The 15,904-nt window shown below is 66.0% G+C and carries 14 protein-coding genes and 4 tRNA genes; 8 read left to right on the forward strand and 10 right to left on the reverse strand.

The genetic code is table 11. From position 1 onward, the window contains the following. Window positions 1-7: 7 nt before the first annotated feature. The 6 genes from ACFU4Z_RS02780 to ACFU4Z_RS02805 form a co-directional block, all read right to left on the reverse strand. Window positions 8-727 (reverse strand): polyprenol monophosphomannose synthase, encoded by a 720-nt coding sequence (locus tag ACFU4Z_RS02780; protein ID WP_379059205.1) that lies wholly within the window; start codon window positions 725-727, stop codon window positions 8-10. 504 nt (window positions 728-1,231) lie between these two features. After that, window positions 1,232-1,414, reverse strand: a complete 183-nt coding sequence (locus ACFU4Z_RS02785; protein WP_379059206.1) for a hypothetical protein — start codon at window positions 1,412-1,414, stop codon at window positions 1,232-1,234. Between the two features lie 456 nt (window positions 1,415-1,870). Continuing rightward, window positions 1,871-1,944, reverse strand: a tRNA-Phe gene (locus tag ACFU4Z_RS02790). 59 nt (window positions 1,945-2,003) lie between these two features. Further along, a tRNA-Asp gene (locus ACFU4Z_RS02795) sits at window positions 2,004-2,077 on the reverse strand. Window positions 2,078-2,105: 28 nt separating this feature from the next. After that, window positions 2,106-2,178 (reverse strand) — tRNA-Glu (locus ACFU4Z_RS02800). A 94-nt stretch (window positions 2,179-2,272) separates the two neighbouring features. Beyond that, window positions 2,273-2,938 carry a TetR family transcriptional regulator gene (locus ACFU4Z_RS02805; RefSeq protein WP_379059207.1) on the reverse strand — a complete coding sequence of 222 codons (666 nt, stop codon included), beginning with the start codon at window positions 2,936-2,938 and terminating at the stop codon, window positions 2,273-2,275. A gap of 849 nt (window positions 2,939-3,787) precedes the next feature. Here ACFU4Z_RS02805 and ACFU4Z_RS02810 point away from each other — a divergent pair. The 3 genes from ACFU4Z_RS02810 (at window position 3,788) to ACFU4Z_RS02820 (ending at window position 5,902) form a co-directional block, all read left to right on the forward strand. Beyond that, window positions 3,788-3,860: transfer RNA gene (locus ACFU4Z_RS02810), tRNA-Lys, on the forward strand. 160 nt (window positions 3,861-4,020) lie between these two features. Continuing rightward, window positions 4,021-4,608: a DUF937 domain-containing protein gene (locus ACFU4Z_RS02815; protein ID WP_379059208.1), complete on the forward strand. Its 588-nt coding sequence runs from the start codon at window positions 4,021-4,023 to the stop codon at window positions 4,606-4,608. Window positions 4,609-4,936: 328 nt separating this feature from the next. Then, window positions 4,937-5,902, forward strand: coding sequence for an acyl-ACP desaturase (locus tag ACFU4Z_RS02820; RefSeq protein WP_379059209.1), 966 nt, complete (start codon window positions 4,937-4,939; stop codon window positions 5,900-5,902). Between the two features lie 109 nt (window positions 5,903-6,011). On the opposite strand, the gene ACFU4Z_RS02825 is transcribed toward ACFU4Z_RS02820, so the two are convergent. Further along, window positions 6,012-6,653 carry a hypothetical protein gene (locus ACFU4Z_RS02825; protein WP_379059211.1) on the reverse strand — a complete coding sequence of 214 codons (642 nt, stop codon included), beginning with the start codon at window positions 6,651-6,653 and terminating at the stop codon, window positions 6,012-6,014. Window positions 6,654-6,958: 305 nt separating this feature from the next. Here ACFU4Z_RS02825 and ACFU4Z_RS02830 point away from each other — a divergent pair, with 305 nt between their 5' ends. From ACFU4Z_RS02830 to ACFU4Z_RS02845, 4 genes are all read left to right on the forward strand, one after another. Next, window positions 6,959-7,828 (forward strand): SDR family oxidoreductase, encoded by an 870-nt coding sequence (locus tag ACFU4Z_RS02830; protein WP_379059213.1) that lies wholly within the window; start codon window positions 6,959-6,961, stop codon window positions 7,826-7,828. A gap of 99 nt (window positions 7,829-7,927) precedes the next feature. Continuing rightward, window positions 7,928-8,317 carry a DUF2834 domain-containing protein gene (locus ACFU4Z_RS02835; protein WP_379059214.1) on the forward strand — a complete coding sequence of 130 codons (390 nt, stop codon included), beginning with the start codon at window positions 7,928-7,930 and terminating at the stop codon, window positions 8,315-8,317. Window positions 8,318-8,430: 113 nt separating this feature from the next. Beyond that, a complete protein-coding gene (gene dusB / locus ACFU4Z_RS02840) occupies window positions 8,431-9,573 on the forward strand; it encodes a tRNA dihydrouridine synthase DusB (protein WP_379059313.1) in 1,143 nt (380 codons plus the stop codon). 167 nt (window positions 9,574-9,740) lie between these two features. Then, a complete protein-coding gene (locus tag ACFU4Z_RS02845; RefSeq protein WP_379059215.1) occupies window positions 9,741-12,014 on the forward strand; it encodes an LCP family protein in 2,274 nt (757 codons plus the stop codon). A 71-nt stretch (window positions 12,015-12,085) separates the two neighbouring features. Here the strand turns inward: ACFU4Z_RS02845 and ACFU4Z_RS02850 are convergent, their stop codons facing one another. Genes ACFU4Z_RS02850 through ACFU4Z_RS02860 form a run of 3 tightly spaced genes read right to left on the reverse strand, consistent with a single transcriptional unit; the run spans window position 12,086 to window position 14,786 of the window. Next, complete coding sequence (locus ACFU4Z_RS02850) at window positions 12,086-12,535, reverse strand: ubiquinol-cytochrome c reductase iron-sulfur subunit (RefSeq protein WP_379059216.1); 450 nt, start codon at window positions 12,533-12,535, stop codon at window positions 12,086-12,088. Continuing rightward, complete coding sequence (locus ACFU4Z_RS02855) at window positions 12,532-13,713, reverse strand: ZIP family metal transporter (protein WP_379059217.1); 1,182 nt, start codon at window positions 13,711-13,713, stop codon at window positions 12,532-12,534. Before ACFU4Z_RS02855 ends, ACFU4Z_RS02850 begins: the two co-directional genes overlap by 4 nt. Before the next feature lie 5 nt (window positions 13,714-13,718). Further along, on the reverse strand, window positions 13,719-14,786 hold the full coding sequence (locus ACFU4Z_RS02860) for a multicopper oxidase domain-containing protein (RefSeq protein WP_379059218.1): 1,068 nt from the start codon (window positions 14,784-14,786) through the stop codon (window positions 13,719-13,721). A 312-nt stretch (window positions 14,787-15,098) separates the two neighbouring features. On the opposite strand from ACFU4Z_RS02860, the gene phoU reads away from it, so the two are divergent. Further along, window positions 15,099-15,761: a phosphate signaling complex protein PhoU gene (gene phoU / locus ACFU4Z_RS02865; RefSeq protein ID WP_379059219.1), complete on the forward strand. Its 663-nt coding sequence runs from the start codon at window positions 15,099-15,101 to the stop codon at window positions 15,759-15,761. Window positions 15,762-15,904 lie beyond the last annotated feature (143 nt).

Genomic DNA, 15,904 nt, shown 5'->3' on the forward strand with positions numbered 1-15,904 from the left:
CGTCCAGCTACACCTTGCGACCGAAGAGCAGCTTCCACGGCATCAAGGCCGACTCCAGCTGCACCTTGAGGCTCATCTTCGATGCGCCGAGGGTGCGCTCCTCGAAACGGATCGGCACCTCGGCGATCGTGATGCCCTGTTTGATCGTCCGGTAGTTCATCTCGACCTGGAACGAATAGCCGTTGCTGCGGATCGAGGCGACGTCGATCGCGCGCAGCGTGTCCGCCTTCCACGCCTTGAAACCGGCGGTGGCGTCCTTCACGCCGAGCCGCAGAATCAGGTTCACGTAGAAATTGGCCCACGACGAGAGCGCCTTGCGGTACCACTTCCACTCCGCGGCGGTCGACCCGCCCGGCACATAGCGCGATCCGAGAACGACGCCGGCATCGGTGGTGGTCAGCTTCTCCAGCATCGCCGGAATCACCTCGGCCGGATGGGATAGGTCGGCGTCCATCTGGATCACCACATCGGCGCCTTCCTCCAGCGCGCGGGTGATCCCGGCGATGTAGGCCCGGCCCAATCCGTCCTTCTCGGTGCGATGCAGCACGCCGACAACGTTCGGCAGCTCGGCCGCCAGCTTGTCGGCGACCTCGCCCGTCCCGTCCGGCGAATTGTCATCCACCACGAGCACATGCAGGTCGGGCACTGGCAGCGCCGTCAGCCGCTCCACCGCAACCGGCAGATTTTCCCGCTCGTTGTAGGTCGGCACAACAACGGTAACCCTCAAGGGTCGCCCTCCCTGCTCACCTGTCAGCCCCGAGCCCACGACAGGACCCCGAGTATTCGTCTGATTTCAGGAAACCGTACTTGATCGACCTAAACAGCACCTGAGCGCACTCCCCGAGGTTCCGTCGCCTTCCGTCGCACCTCCGGGGCCGAACCGGGTACCCGTGCAGCAATCGCTCGGAAATGCCTCGGGCGCGCGGACATTCTGTTGCCTGCACCACGGCCGGTCCGCTCGCCGGGCTTTTTCTGGTTCACACACGATCGAAACCGCTCGACCTTCCACCGATGCAGACCTGGTCGATAACCCATCGAGTTGCACGTCGGCCGTCCTCACCCCGGTCTCGGCACGGCCGGCCACCACCACTGTCGCGACTCGAACCTGCATCGGCGTATGTCAGAACTGTACGAACGGCGCACCTCTAACGCCTGTGCCGCCGATCGCGGTGATCGGCGCGCCGGACGACCCCAAGGACGCATTTCGCTCCTGCCTGCGCCGCGGTACACCTCATTCGCCTTCGCGCCACGACCGATCCCGCGAATCCTCGCGCTCATTGCGCGCGCGCACAATCTCCAGCGCCCGCTCAGCGGTGGCCTGATCCGGATACGGCCCCATCCGATCCCGGAACCAACACTGCCGCCCCTGCTCGGCCCGGTTGTGCTTCAGGCAGTAATACCAGCGCTCAGCCATACCCCCAGCATCCCACCGATCCCCTGGCCGATCCGAGATTTCGGGCAAAGCCCGACACAACCGCTGGCCTGGTACGAAGGTGACCACATAGGAGGGCCCGAGGACCAAATGTGACTCCGGGAGCCGGGAGCCGGGAGCCGGGAGCCGGGAGCCGGGAGCCGGGAGCCGGGAGCCGGGAGCCGGGAGCCGGGAGCCGAACGTAAACCCCGATCCAGGGGCCGAGCGCTGAACGTGACCCACATCCAGGGTCCAGGGGGCGAACATGACTCACATCCGCGGGTCCGGGGGGCGACCGTGACCCATATCCGCGGGTCCGGGGGGCGAAGGTGACCCACATCCGGGGGTCCGGGGGGCGAAGCCCCGCCGGGCGGGGCGTGGGGGTTGCACCCCCACAAACAAAAAGACGAGCAAGCCGATGCACGCGTTTTCTGCGTGCAGGGCTTGCCCGCTTGCGAGTGGCCAGGGCCGGGATCGAACCGGCGACCTTCCGCTTTTCAGGCGGACGCTCGTACCAACTGAGCTACCTGGCCGCAGGCACCCGTATTGAATGCCATACGCGAAGTGCCGGATTGCTCCGGCACTTATCTTGCGACCCTGACGGGACTCGAACCCGCGACCTCCGCCGTGACAGGGCGGCGCGCTAACCAACTGCGCCACAGGGCCTTGCGTGCTACCAACGATCCGAAGACCGTACCCCCTACGGGATTCGAACCCGCGCTACCGCCTTGAAAGGGCGGCGTCCTAGGCCGCTAGACGAAGGGGGCTCGTCCTGGATTCCTCCAGACCGGCTTTCAACGGGTATCCGTTGGGAGCTCGGTTAGCTTATGACAGACCGGTGTAGCTTTCCAAACCGGCTGGTCACAGCCCTAAACCGAGGTCTTCCAGGCGAGCTCGAGCCTGCCAGCCATCCTTGCGGAACTTCTCGGCCCACTCCGGAGTGGCCATGGCTTCGACGATCACCTCGAGCGCCTCCTGGAATCTGGCGCGTAGATCCGCCCCGCCGCCGAAGAGGTCCACCATGTAGCGCTGGCCCGCGAGTGCGGCGGCCAGCGTGCGGGTGAAGCGGTCCGGGTCCGCGTCGGTGCGCAGCTGCCCTTGCTCGACGGCACGGACGGTGAGCATCCTGGTGGCGCGGCCGAGAATCCGCCCACCGCCGGTTTGCACGTCCCGATAGAAGTCGGGCTCGATGATCAACCGGTACTCGGCCTGGACGATGATGTCGTGCTCCAATCGCAGCGCCATCTCGTCGATCATGCCGTGCAGGATGTCCAGCGCACCGAGATCCGTTCTGGTGATCCAACGTTCGGCCGACGCGCGATAGCGCTCGACCGCCGTCTCCAGTACGGCGCGAGCCAGATCTTCCTTGGAATCGAAATGAAAGTACATGGCGCCCTTGGTGGCGCGCGATCCTTCTAATATGCGGTTGAGCGATGCAGCGGCATAGCCGCTCTTCCCGAACTCAACGGCGGCGGACCTGATAATCGCCGCGCGTGTCCGGCGGGCCCGCTCTTGCTGCCGTGCCATGCTCGAAACGCCTCCGAAGCCTACTCGCCGCCAATCGATGCCCCCCAAAGGAACAAACCCTTGGCGCGAAGTTATGAGTTTTATCAATACTTCAAACCGGGTTTTCGCCCAGTTTCAAACTTTCGGTACGAAAACTTGCGAAAAACCTCAAACACACCAGCTGGTATAGTTTTCCTGCCCGGGTGCGCCGCAGGGGGTGCGCACCCGGGTATTTGTTCGTCTCGGATCTGCCTCCCCCGGCGTCGATTCGTAGTTCATCACGATCGGCCATACCGGTCGCGATACGTTCGAACACAACAACGATAGGCCGAATTCCGGAACGCCAGGCATGACGGCGATTCTTCCGGTATTCACCAAGTCGTCACCGTACCCGGAATCGTCATCCGACACGCGGCAAACTGGAGAGTAGGGTCGCCGCAAGGCCCGGTTATCTGTTACAGCAAACATTTCGCAATCAATCTGGGCTCCCTGCTCGATTTCCGAATTCGACAGCGTCGCAGCCACGTTCACCCGAGCCGACCGGCCGACCGATGACGCGACCGCTCGACGCGCGGCGCCGGCCCGCGCCGACGACGCGCTCCCCCGAGCTCCGGCCCCGCGCCTTCCGCAAATCCAAAGACTTTGGTAGGCAACATGTTTCGATGATATCCATGTCTCGGCGAAATGAACAAAGCTGGGTACCAGATGTTTACCGGCAGCATCGTCGCGCTCGCACCCTTTGTTACCCGCTGCCACACCACCTCTCGACGGCGCCCGCACGGCGCAGGCACCGGCCGCGCCCAGCCGTATCGGACGCGCCGCCGCCCCGGTTACCGGATACGCGCCCGGCCCACTACACTGTCCCTCCGCGCCCCTATAGCTCAGTTGGTAGAGCTACGGACTTTTAATCCGCAGGTCGTAGGTTCGAGCCCTACTGGGGGCACTGTGTCGGGCGTCCGGTTCGGAACCGGACGCCCGAGCTGTCTCACCGATGGGCGACGCGCGTCGCCTCCGGCCACGAAACACCACACTGCCCGCGGGGTTTCCCCTACTGTGGGCGCGTACCTGTACATCCGGGACACCCTCGACGACAGGCGGAGCTGATGACTTCTTTCGATGATTTGCTCTCCCAGGTACCCATCGCCCAGATCGCCGAGAAGCTCGGCGTCGACGAGAGCACCGCGACCAACGCAGTCGAAGCGGCGCTGCCGACACTGCTCGGCGGATTGCAGGCCAATGCCACCCAGCCGGAAGGCGCCGCCTCGCTGGTCGGCGCGCTAGACAGACATGGCGAACTCGTCGAAGGCGAGGGCCAGGTCGATATCGATAAGGTCGACGTCGCGGACGGCTCGAAGATCGTCGACAACGTCTTCGGTGCGGAGAAGAACACGGTGATCAGCGCGCTCGGCGCTACCGAGGGCACGGGCGGCAACGACCTGGTGTCCAAACTACTGCCGATGCTCGCCCCGATCGTGCTCGCCTATTTGGCCAAGCAGCTGACCGGTGGCGGCGGCGCAGGCGCACCGCAGGCACAGGCAGGCGGCGGTGGCATCGGTGACCTACTCGGCGGGCTGCTCGGCGGCAGCAGCAAGAGCGGCGGCATCGGCGGCGCGATCGGCGAAGCACTGGCCAAGAACGCGGGCGGCGCCCTGGGGAATGTGCTCGGCAGCCTCTTCGGTGGCAAGCGCTGAATCAGCGCTCCGACACTCGATGCCGGTCGTGCGAGTATGTCCTGCCGTCAGCGGCGGTCACGCATCAAGGCACACTATGTGATCGAGCACGCAGGGCTAACAACTCTCGGCCCGTAGCGATAGTCCCCTTGCTGCGGGCCGAAGCCATAGACTCGACGCGGTCGCCGAGCGCCAACGAAGGCGTATGACGTGCATCACCAGGGCATCGATTGTCAGACAGATGCGTTTCGCATCACACTTACGGTGCCGTAAGGTATGGCCGCATCGGCACGGTCTTACCTTGGGGGGACGACCTGCAAGAGCGCACGCACACATGAAGGGCATATGCATGGCAAGGGATCTGACTCAACTCGAGCTGCTCACGGAGTTGGAGCCGGTTGCCGAAGAAAACGTCAACCGGCACCTCTCCCTGGCGAAGGAATGGCATCCGCACGACTACGTCCCGTGGGACGAAGGCCGCAATTTCGCGGCACTCGGCGGGGCGGATTGGGACCCGGAGCAGTCCCGGCTGAACGAGGTCGCCAAGGCGGCCATGATCACCAACCTGCTGACCGAAGACAACCTGCCTTCCTACCACCGTGAGATCGCCGAGAACTTCTCTCAGGACGGTGCATGGGGCACCTGGGTGGGCCGCTGGACCGCCGAAGAGAACCGCCACGGCATCGTCATGCGCGACTACCTTGTTGTCACGCGCGGCGTCGATCCGGTCGCGCTCGAAGAGGCGCGCATGATCCACATGACCAACGGGTTCGCCTCGCCCACCGAGGCCGACGCGGGCTTCCTGCACTCGGTCGCCTACGTGACCTTCCAGGAACTCGCCACCCGGGTCAGCCACCGCAACACCGGCAAGGTCTGCGACGACCCGATCGCCGACCGCATGCTGCAGCGCGTCGCGGCCGACGAGAACCTGCACATGATCTTCTACCGCAACATGTGCGGTGCGGCGCTGGATCTTTCGCCTGACCAGTCCATCGAGGCGATCACGCTGATCCTGGAGAACTTCCAGATGCCGGGCGCAGGGATGCCCAACTTCCGTCGCAACGGCGTGCTGATGGCCAAGCACGGCATCTACGACCTGCGCCAGCACCTCGAAGAGGTGGTGCAGCCGGTCCTCAAGAAGTGGAACATCTTCGAACGCACCGACTTCACCCCCCGTGGTGAGGCGGTCCGCGATCGACTCGCGATCTTCCTGGAGAAGCTGGCGGGCGACGTGATCAAGTTCGAAGAGCAGCGCGACCGCATGCTGGCCCGCGAGGCGAAGAAGCGCGAGCTGGCCGGGGTCGCCGCGGGCTGACCCCCACCGACGACAACGCGCCGCCGTCCGGGTATCCGGGCGGCGGCGCGTTTATGTCCCGCTATCTCGTATTGCCATAGCTATCTCGTTATCGCCATGGCGAGCTATTTCATCGGGGCAGTGCGCCGTCGACGCCGCCGACATCGGTGATCTTCCAGCCCGAGTTCTTATCCAGCGTGACGTTGTAGGTGACCGAGGTCTGCGCACCCTCCGGGCTTTGCGCATTCGTCGAACTCACGTTGACGAACACATTCACCTCGAAGATGCCGTCCTGTTCCGACATCACCTTTGCGGTGATCGGCGCGGCCGTCGAGGTCCACTTCAACGGCACCAGAATCTGTTCGAGTTTGGGCCCTGTCGCCTCGAACTTGTTCGCCAGCTGCGGCGCGGTATTCGCCTTCAGCTTCGCGACCCAGGCATTGATGTCCTGATAATTGACCGTTGCCGCGCCGACCGAGTATTCGGTGGCGACCTGTTCGGCTTTCCGGTCGTCCGCGGCGCGATCATTTCGCTGGGCGATATCGTGTCGCGCCGACCACAGCAGTCCGCTCAGCACACAAACCGCGACGACGAGCGCGGTAATGACGGCGCCCCGGATTACCGTCGAAACCTGGATCGACACCGTTGCCGGGCGGGCGGGCTTCGCGTCCGATGCCGCCGCGATTGTCGATGCGGTTGTCTCTCGCGCCGTCGGCGTGCCTGTCGCGGCGTCGTCCCCGCTCGTACCGGTGTCTTCGATCCGTGCTGTCATGCGGCCTCTCCGATGAGTCTGGTGTGTCGAGACACTCCCACCGCCAGCGGCAGGTGTTACTCGGAGTACCAGGTTACTGAGGTCGGTTACTCACGCCGTAGGCCCCTCGGTCCCGCGGCCAGGCCGCCGGGCCGCGACCGCACCGCGCTTCAGCCGAACCGCGAATACCGAATTCGCCGACGATCCGGCCGCGAACCTCGACACTTGGGGTATCCGCGCCGAACCAGCGGCGCAACCGGCCGCGAACGGCGTGGTGCGTCGCACGGCCACACCCACGGGATGAGCAACGCAGGAAGGCCGAGAAAATGACCAGCAGAGCGAAGGACGCGGCCCCGCTCGCGGGCAAGGTCGTCGCGATCACCGGCGGCGCGCGCGGTATCGGACGCGCCACCGCAGCAGCCTTTCTCGCGGCAGGCGCCGCGGTGGCTATCGGTGATATCGATGTCGAGCTGGTCGCCAAGACCGCGGCGGAGCTGGGCGCGGACGCTGATGCCACGATCGTCGGGCTGCCACTGAACGTCACCGATCGCGCCTCCTTCGCCGCCTTCCTCGATTCCGTCGACAGTGCGCTCGGTCCGCTGGACGTGCTGGTCAACAATGCCGGCATCATGCCGACCGGCCTGTTCGCCGACGAAGACGAGGCGATGACCGACCGCATCATCGACATCAACCTCAACGGCGTGATCCACGGCTCCCGGCTGGCCGTCAAACGATTCATGGCCGGCGGCAGCGGCCATCTCATCAACATCGCCTCGCTGGCAGGCACCCAAGGCTTCCCCGGCCTCGCCACCTACTGCGCGACCAAGCACGCGGTGATCGGCTTCACCACGGCGCTGCACCTCGAGATGAAGGAACACGGCGTGCACGTCGGCGCGGTGCTGCCCGGCATCGTGCGCACCGAACTGTCCGCCGGTGCGAATATGCCGAGTTGGATCACTCCGCTGACCACCGTCGACCCCGAGGACGTCGCCGCGGCCATCGTCACATCGGTGCAGCGGGAGAAGCCGATGGTGACCGTGCCGCGCAGGCTCGCCGCCATCATCAAATCGGCACAGCTGCTGCCCTACCGCGCACAGCTCGTAGTGGCCCGATTCACCGGTGCGACAACCGCTTACGCGCAGCCGGATGCCGCGGTGCGAGAGATCTACCACCGCAGGCTCCGGGACGTCGAATAGCGTCAGCGCCGCCGCTTCCTGTGACGATCACCATAGGATTCGTTCGACCGCACCCGCCACGGGCAGGTAGGCACGACGCCGCCGACACGGGAGATAACGATGTCCGACCTGTACGCCGCATCCCACCGCACCGGATGGTCGAGTCCGCTGCGACTGTTTCTCGCCGCGATGACCGTGATCGGCTTCGTCGCGCCCAACGCCATGGTGATCGCGTACTTCAGCGGCTCGGAGCACACTCAGGCCGACTACTTCCGTGCCTGGACCGCGAGCCTGCCCTCCACTCAGCTGTTGGTCGACCTGACGATCGTGGTGATCGCCTTCCTGGGCTGGGCGCTGACCGAAGCCCGCACGCTCCGGATCATGCGCTGGTGGGTGCTGTCGGTGGGGCTGACCTTCGCGGTGGGCATCTGCTGCGCGGTGCCGTTGTTCCTGCTGGTCCGTGACCTGAACAAGGATCGGATCGGCGGCGCGGACGCAACGCGGCACTGATTGTGCGGCGGCGGATCGGGTCCGTCGTCGGGTCGGGGAGTGAATCAGCGCACGTCGCGCACCAGCAGCTTCGGGGTCTTGCTGCCCCTGATGAGACACTGGACGGCGTGACGATGACTACCGAGGCGAAGACCACGCTGCGGATCGGACCGTATCCGGTCGATCCGCCGGTGGTGCTGGCGCCGATGGCGGGCATCACGAACCTGGCATTCCGCAAGCTGTGCCGGGAGTTCGGCAGCTCCACCTCGATCTATGTCTGCGAGATGATCACCGCTCGCGCGGTGGTCGAACGCAACGAGAAGACGCTGCACATGATGTCCTTCGACGAGGATGAACACCCGCGCTCCATGCAGCTCTACGGCGTAGACCCGGCCACGCTGGGCGAGGCTGTGCGCATCATCGTCGGCGAAGGGTGGGCCGACCATATCGACCTCAACCTCGGCTGCCCGGTGCCCAAGGTCACCCGGCTCGGTGGTGGCGCGGCGCTGCCCTACAAGCGCGCCCTGTTCAGCAGAATCGTGCGGGCCATGGTCAGCGGCGCGGAACCGGCGGGCGTCCCGGTGACGGTGAAATTCCGCATCGGTATCGATGACGACCACCTGACCTACCTCGACGCGGGCCGCATCGCCGAGGCCGAGGGCGCCAAGGCCGTCGCGCTGCATGCCCGCACGGCCGCACAGCGGTATTCCGGCCAGGCCGACTGGACCGCCATCGCCAGGCTCAAGGAAGCCGTACAGTCGATCCCCGTGCTCGGCAACGGCGATATCTTCTCCGCCGCCGATGCCGTCCGGATGATGGACGAAACCGGTTGCGACGGAGTCGTTGTCGGCCGCGGCTGCCTCGGCAGGCCATGGTTGTTCGGCGAGCTGCAGGCGGCGCTGCGTGGTGAGCCGCTCCCGGAGGCGCCGAACCTCGGGCGCGTCGGCGAGGTGCTCTACCGGCACGCCGCGCTGCTGTCCGAGCACCTCGGCGAGGACAAGGCAATGCGAGATCTGCGCAAGCACATGGCCTGGTATCTGATGGGCTTCCCGGTCGGTGCGGATCTGCGCCGGTCGTTCGCCACGGTGTCACGGCTGACCGAATTGCAGGATCTGATCGGCCAACTCGATCCGGACGCCCCGTTCCCGCGGGACGCCGAGGGGCCACGCGGACGCCAGGGCTCGCCGGGCAAGGTCGCGTTGCCACACGGCTGGCTCGACGATCCGGAGGATCCCGCCGTACCGGAGGGCGCGGATCTGATGCACAGCGGCGGCTGATTTCAGCAGGCCACGCACCACGCGAAACACCCGTGTGGCCTATTCGATTTCCCGCTGGGCTGGCTCGTCGTGGCGGAATCGTTATCATTGGCGGAATCGGTCATGCCGGGCGAACCCGGCTCGGACTCGATAAGCCATGCGACGTAGACGAAAAGTGAGGTTCGTTGGTGGGTGACGATCGGCACGGGCGTTCGCCTCGGCCCGGAGATCGCGCCCCGTGGGAGCGGTATCCCACGGCGGATCACACCGAGCGAGACGACTCGCGGTCATCCCGGCGGTCCAGGCACACCGACGCTCCCGAATCCGGCTCGGCACCGCTGACAGTTCAGGATCTCGTCCAGAAGGTCGACAACGAACGCGGCGGCCGCAGGCGCAGGGCGGCCGCCGAGGGCGAAGCCGTACCGACTGGCCGGCCCGCACGGCGTCCAGAGACCACACGGCCCGCCGACAGCGCGCCCCCGCGCGAGTCCGGCGCCCCACAAGCCCGGCCCGCAGGCAGCGCGCCCCCACGTGAATCCGGCGCCCCACAAGCCCGGCCCGCAGGCAGCGCCCCCCCACGTGAATCCGGCGCCCCACAAGCCCGGCCCGCAGGCAGCGCGCCCCAACGACCGACCGAACCCGCGCGGCCCGCAGGCGTCACCGGCGCCCGCCGCGCAGTGGCCTCCCCCGTCGTCGACGACATCGCGGGCGCACCGTCCGCCGCACGCCCCGCCGTTCGGCGCACCGCCGAGGATCCCCGGCGATCGGCACCGTCCGCACCCGGCGCGCAGGAACCACCCGAGGTCGTCACCGACATCATCCCGCCGGTCAAGGAACCCGCCAAGACCAAACGCCGCGGCGCCGGATGGCCGACGACCGAATCCGATAAGAAGGATCGGGCCGCACAACCGAAGACCGTCGGCAATCCACCGCTGTCGCGGCTCGCGGCGTCCAAGCAGCGCCGCAACAAGCGGATGCAGATCGCCGGACGTGTCAGCGTTTCGATCTGCGCGGCGGTCGCGGTCCTGATCACCGGCGGCGGCTGGAGCTATCTGAACGCGACCGCCAACGGCTTCAACCAGGTCAACGCGCTCGACGACAACTCCAAAGACGTCGTCGACTCCGGCGCTCAACTCGGCGACGAGAACTTCCTGCTCGTCGGTACCGACACCCGCGCGGGCGTCAACGGAAAGCTCGGAGCGGGCACCATCGACGACGCCGAGGGCGCGCGCGCCGACACCGCCATGCTGGTCCATATCCCCAAGAACCGCTCGCGCGTCGTCGTCGTGTCGTTCCCGCGCGACCTCGACGTCACCCGACCGCAGTGCAACGGCTGGGACAACGACAAGGGCGAAAACACCCAGGAAACGTTCCCGTCGGCGATCGGCGACAAGCTCAACGCCGTTTATAACCTCGGCGGTCCAAAATGTCTGGTCACGACGATTCAGCGACTGACAGGCAGCACGATCAATCATTTCATCGGCATCGACTTCGCCGGCTTCGAAGCAATGGTCGATCAGGTCGGCGGTGTCGAGGTCTGTGCACCGAAGCCGATCAAGGACGAAGTTCTCGGCACCGTCCTCGATACAGCAGGCAAGCAGATGATCAACGGTGAGACCGCGTTGAATTATGTGCGCGCCAGGCATGTCTACGGCGAGGAACGCAGCGACTACGACCGCATCGCCCGGCAGCAGCGGTTCCTCGCCTCACTGCTACGCGGTGCTCTGTCCAGCAAGGTGCTGTTCGATCCGGGCAAATTGAACGGTTTCATCGCTGCATTCCAGGAAGCGACCTTTGTCGAAAGGGTTGAAGCGAAGGATCTGCTGACTCTGGGGCGGTCCCTGCAGAAGATGGACGCCGGTGCGGTGACCTTCTTGACCATCCCGACCGCGGGCACCACCTCCTACGGCAACGAGATCCCGCGCGAGTCCGACATCAAGGCCATCTTCAAGGCGATCCGAGACGACCAGCCGCTGCCCGGTGAGAAGAAGGTCGCGCCCGCGCCCGGTTCGATCCCTTCGGCTCCGCCCACGCCGCCGAAGCTGATCGCGGTGGATCCGAGCACGGTGTCACTGCTGGTCTCCAATGGCTCGACCACCGTAGGTGCGGGGGGCAAGGCAGCCACCAAATTCGGCAACCAGGGCTTCTCGATCTACAACACCGCCAACTACTCCCTCGGCAGCTCGGAAGTGGCCTCCAAGGTCCGCTACGGGGCCGGACATGAGGCCGAAGCGGCCACGGTGGCCAGCTCGCTGCCCGGAGCGACGATCGAGCAGGTGAGCGATCTCGGCGGCATTATCGAAGTGGTGATCGGCGCCGATTACACGGGCAACATCCGCCCGCCGACACCGGTGGGCGATCCGATCCCGAACGTCAACATCAGCACCTCCGCGTCGACAACGCCGGTGACACTTCCCTCGGACCTGGAACACGTCAACGCCGCCGACGAGACCTGCAAGTAGCAGCGGCCCGAGCCGAGCTGAACACCCATGCCTCGCATGTGGTCTGCGATGGTATGCACAGACAGCATGTCCTAGTGCGCAGACGCGCCTTCGGGCATTGCCGGCCCTCCGACGACTATCTCGGTCGCTTCGATGGCGACATTCCGGGCGGCCAGTGGCTCGCGAGCCGGGCCACGCAACACCGAACCATCAGCGATGCTGAATTTGCTTCCGTGACAGGGACACTCGATGGTGTCACCGATCTTGGAAACGGCACAGCCCTGGTGGGGGCAGACGGCCGAGAAGGCACGGACCTCACCGGGGGTCGGCTGGGTCACCACCAGACCCTGCTGGTGAAATATCCGCCCGCCGCCGACCGGAATCTCGGCCAGCGAAACCCGCAGCGGCCCGGAATCCGCACTGCCGCTTGCGCATCCGGCGGCAACCGCTGCGGCGGCAGCGCCGACTCCGATCAATACGCTGCGCCGGGTGCACCCGGCGCACGGCGGTGGGTCGGAATGCGTTGCGGCAGGGTTGATCATGCGGCCACCAGCAACCCGGTCGAGTACATCACCAGCAGTCCGACCGCGACGCCGCCGAGTGCCATCACGTCGAAACCCCGGCCGGTCGATTCGCGCAGGCTGGGCGCGATCTGCACGATGACCTGAATGATCGCGCCGACACCGACGCCGAGCAGCAGGGCGGACAGTTCGGCGTTGTTCACCGTCGCACCGAGCACGGCGCCCACGATGGCGGGCGCTCCGGCGATCAGTCCGAGACCGAGCAGGGTCAGCAATGGTGGACGACGCTCGGTCAGTGGTGACACGACGGCGAGGCCCTCGGTGGTGTTCTGGATGGTGAAACCGATGACCAGGAAGGTGCCGAGCGCCAATTCGCCTACGGCATAGGAAGATCCGATGGCCAAGCCCTCGCCGAGGTTGTGCAGGCCGATGCCGATGGCGATCATCAGCGCCAGCCGCACGCCGGCACCGCCCGCGGCCTCGGTGGCCCGGCGGCGGTCGCGCAGCCACTGGTCCACCGCGGTGAGTCCGAGGAAGGCAAGACCCGCGCCGAGCACCACCAGGGCCGTGCCGCCGAACGCACCACCCGAGCGGCCCGCGAGCTCGAAGCCTTCGCTGGCGCCTTCCCACGCCAGAAACGCCAGCAGACCCACCGTCACGGCGAGCAGCACCCGCACGACACGGCTGCCCGCGACGCGCATGACGGGCAGGAACAACATGCCGAGCACGACGGGGACGATGCCGACGTAGGTCCCGAGCAGCGCCATCAGGCCGAAGAACGACGGGTTGGGCTCCGGTGTGGTGACGGCGACGGGGACGTCGTGCTCGATCACCAGACCAGTCGAGGTCAGCAGGGAGATCTTGTAGGGCTGGCCGTCCTGCCACGGATAGTCCAGTCGCAACCGAGCCGAGGCCAATCGTCCGATCGGCTCGGTCGGGCCGGTGAAGTCGATGTATGCGTCGTTGACGAAGACCTGGGCGATCGACACCGCGTCGGGCCCGGTATTGCGCACCGTCAGCTCGATCGCACCGGGCGTGAGCGTGGTGTGCTCGACCGCGATCTCCTCCACGGGCGGGCCGGTCCGTTCGGGCAGGGTGCGCCCGCCGAGCATGGCCAACCCGGCCAGTGCGATCGTCAGGAGGGCGACCGAGATCAGTCCCAGAATCCACGGTCGGCGGGTGTGCACGGTGGCGGTCATCGCGATTACTCCGTCACCTCGAACATGCCCATCCAGCCGAGTTCGGCGAACTCGGTCTTGTGGGCGTGGAACATGTACTGCCCCAGGTGCGGGAAGCGCAGCTCACAGATGCCGCGCTGGCCTTGCCCCTGCACGATGGTGTCGGTGAACTCCGTTGGCTGCAGCCGGGTTCCGGTGGGGTAATAGTCGAAGAAGTTCCCGTGGATGTGGAAGCTGTTGATGGGGTCGTACTCCAGCACGTTGACCAGGTAGATGCGCACCAGTTCATTGCGCTTGACCCGGACCGGTTCGTGCATGAAGTGGAACGGAATCCCGTTGACCGCGTACAGCTGGTTGCCCTCGCCATCGAAAGTCGTGTTGTAGCCGTGCATCACCATCACCATTTCGTCGGCCTGCGGCCGCGGCTGCGGCGGATCGACGATGAAGGTCCCGTACATGCCGCGGGCGATGTGTTCGGCCAGTGGGCCGACATGGCAGTGGAACAAGTGCAGGCCGAACGGTGTCGCGTCGAACTCGTAGGTGAAGCTCTCGCCCGGGTTGATGACGCCGCGACCGATACCGGGAATGCCATCCATCTCGGCGGGGTGGATGCCGTGGAAATGCAGCGTGTGCGGGTGGTGCGAGCCGTTGGTGAAATGGACCCGCAGCAGATCGCCCTCGCGGCAACGCAGGGTCGGGCCCGGGATCCGCGAGTTCAGGGTCCACGCCGGGAAACGCACTCCCGGCGCTATCTCGATGTCCTCGTCACTGGCGAAGACCTCCCATTCGCGCACTGTCCGGCCGTCCGGCCGGGTCGAGGTCTTGCCGTAGTCGAAATCGCGCAGGACCTCGGTCGGGTCGAACCCGTTCGCGGCGTGATCGACGACTGCGCCCTTGCGGAACGTCGGCCCGCTGACCCCGCCGCCGTGCGCACTCGTATTCGGATGGTGTGCGGGGTGGGGTCCGGATGGTGCTGGAGGCGAGTCCGCGGTGGCCGGGCCGTTGTCGCGCAGCGGCAACGCTCCGAGCGCGAGGCCTGTCGAAGCCGCGACGGTGCCGCCGATCATGAACCGGCGCCGTGTTGAAGATGTCATCCCAGCCTGTCGTGATTAGAGCGAGCGATCTCCATAGTTTGGCAGGCCGAAAATAATCTTTCAATAGTCCGAATACGAACTGGTCGCGCTGTCATGACGGGCGGATGCGCGGCCACCACACAGGGCAGCGATGATCACATCGAATGCGATCCCGGTCACGCCGCGGTTCGCTATCGCACCCGCGGTTGCTGCGAACAATGCCGGAGCCAGGGCGCTGCTCTCAGCTGCGGCAACACCAGCGCAAACGACGGCAACCGGGCATTAACCCTGTGTTCGTGACTAGGTCAGGGCAGGGCACTAGTGTCTGAACTCATGCGTGTCATCTACAACGAGCAAATGGCCGATCTCGCTCACCTGCTGGGTGAGATGGCCGGCCTGGCGGGTTCGGCCATGGACCGGGCCACTCAGTCACTGCTCCAGGCCGACCTCGCCCTTGCCGAGTCGGTGATCAGCGAAGACGACCGGATCTCGGAACTGATCCAGGACGCGGAAGAGAAGGCGTTTGCCCTGCTTGCGCTGCAGGCTCCCGTCGCGGGCGATCTGCGACAGGTGGTCAGCGCCATCCAGATCGTCGCCGACGTGAACCGGATGGGCGCGCTCGCGCTGCACGTCGCCAAAGTCACGCGACGCCGCCACCCCAACCATGCCCTGCCGGAATCGGTCAACGGCTACTTCGCCGAAATGGGCCGCATCGCGGTGAACATGGGCGCGGGCGCCAAAGAGGTGCTCGAGACTCGTGACCCGGAGCGTGCGGCGCAGCTCAACGAGGACGACGAGGCGATGGACGACCTGCACCGTCACCTCTTCACGTTGCTGATGGATCGCGACTGGAAGTACGGCGTCGCCGCGGCCGTCGACGTGACGCTGCTCGGCCGCTACTACGAGCGCTTCGCCGACCACGCCGTGGAGATCGGCCGCCGCGTGATCTTCCTCGTCACCGGCGTCCTTCCCCCGGACCCCGACACCGAAGCCTGACCGCCTCGCCGGTATTCCAGCCGTCAGCAAGTGCCGCCCGGGGCCCGCCCCCCCCCCGCGCGCCCGCTCAAATTGGGGTGCCTACCGCGATTTCGCAATGCCCGGTGATCTGTGGAGCGACCAGGGGGAGCAGGGCATTGAGG

This window comes from Nocardia sp. NPDC057440 (assembly GCF_042802915.1).
Classification (GTDB): domain Bacteria; phylum Actinomycetota; class Actinomycetes; order Mycobacteriales; family Mycobacteriaceae; genus Nocardia.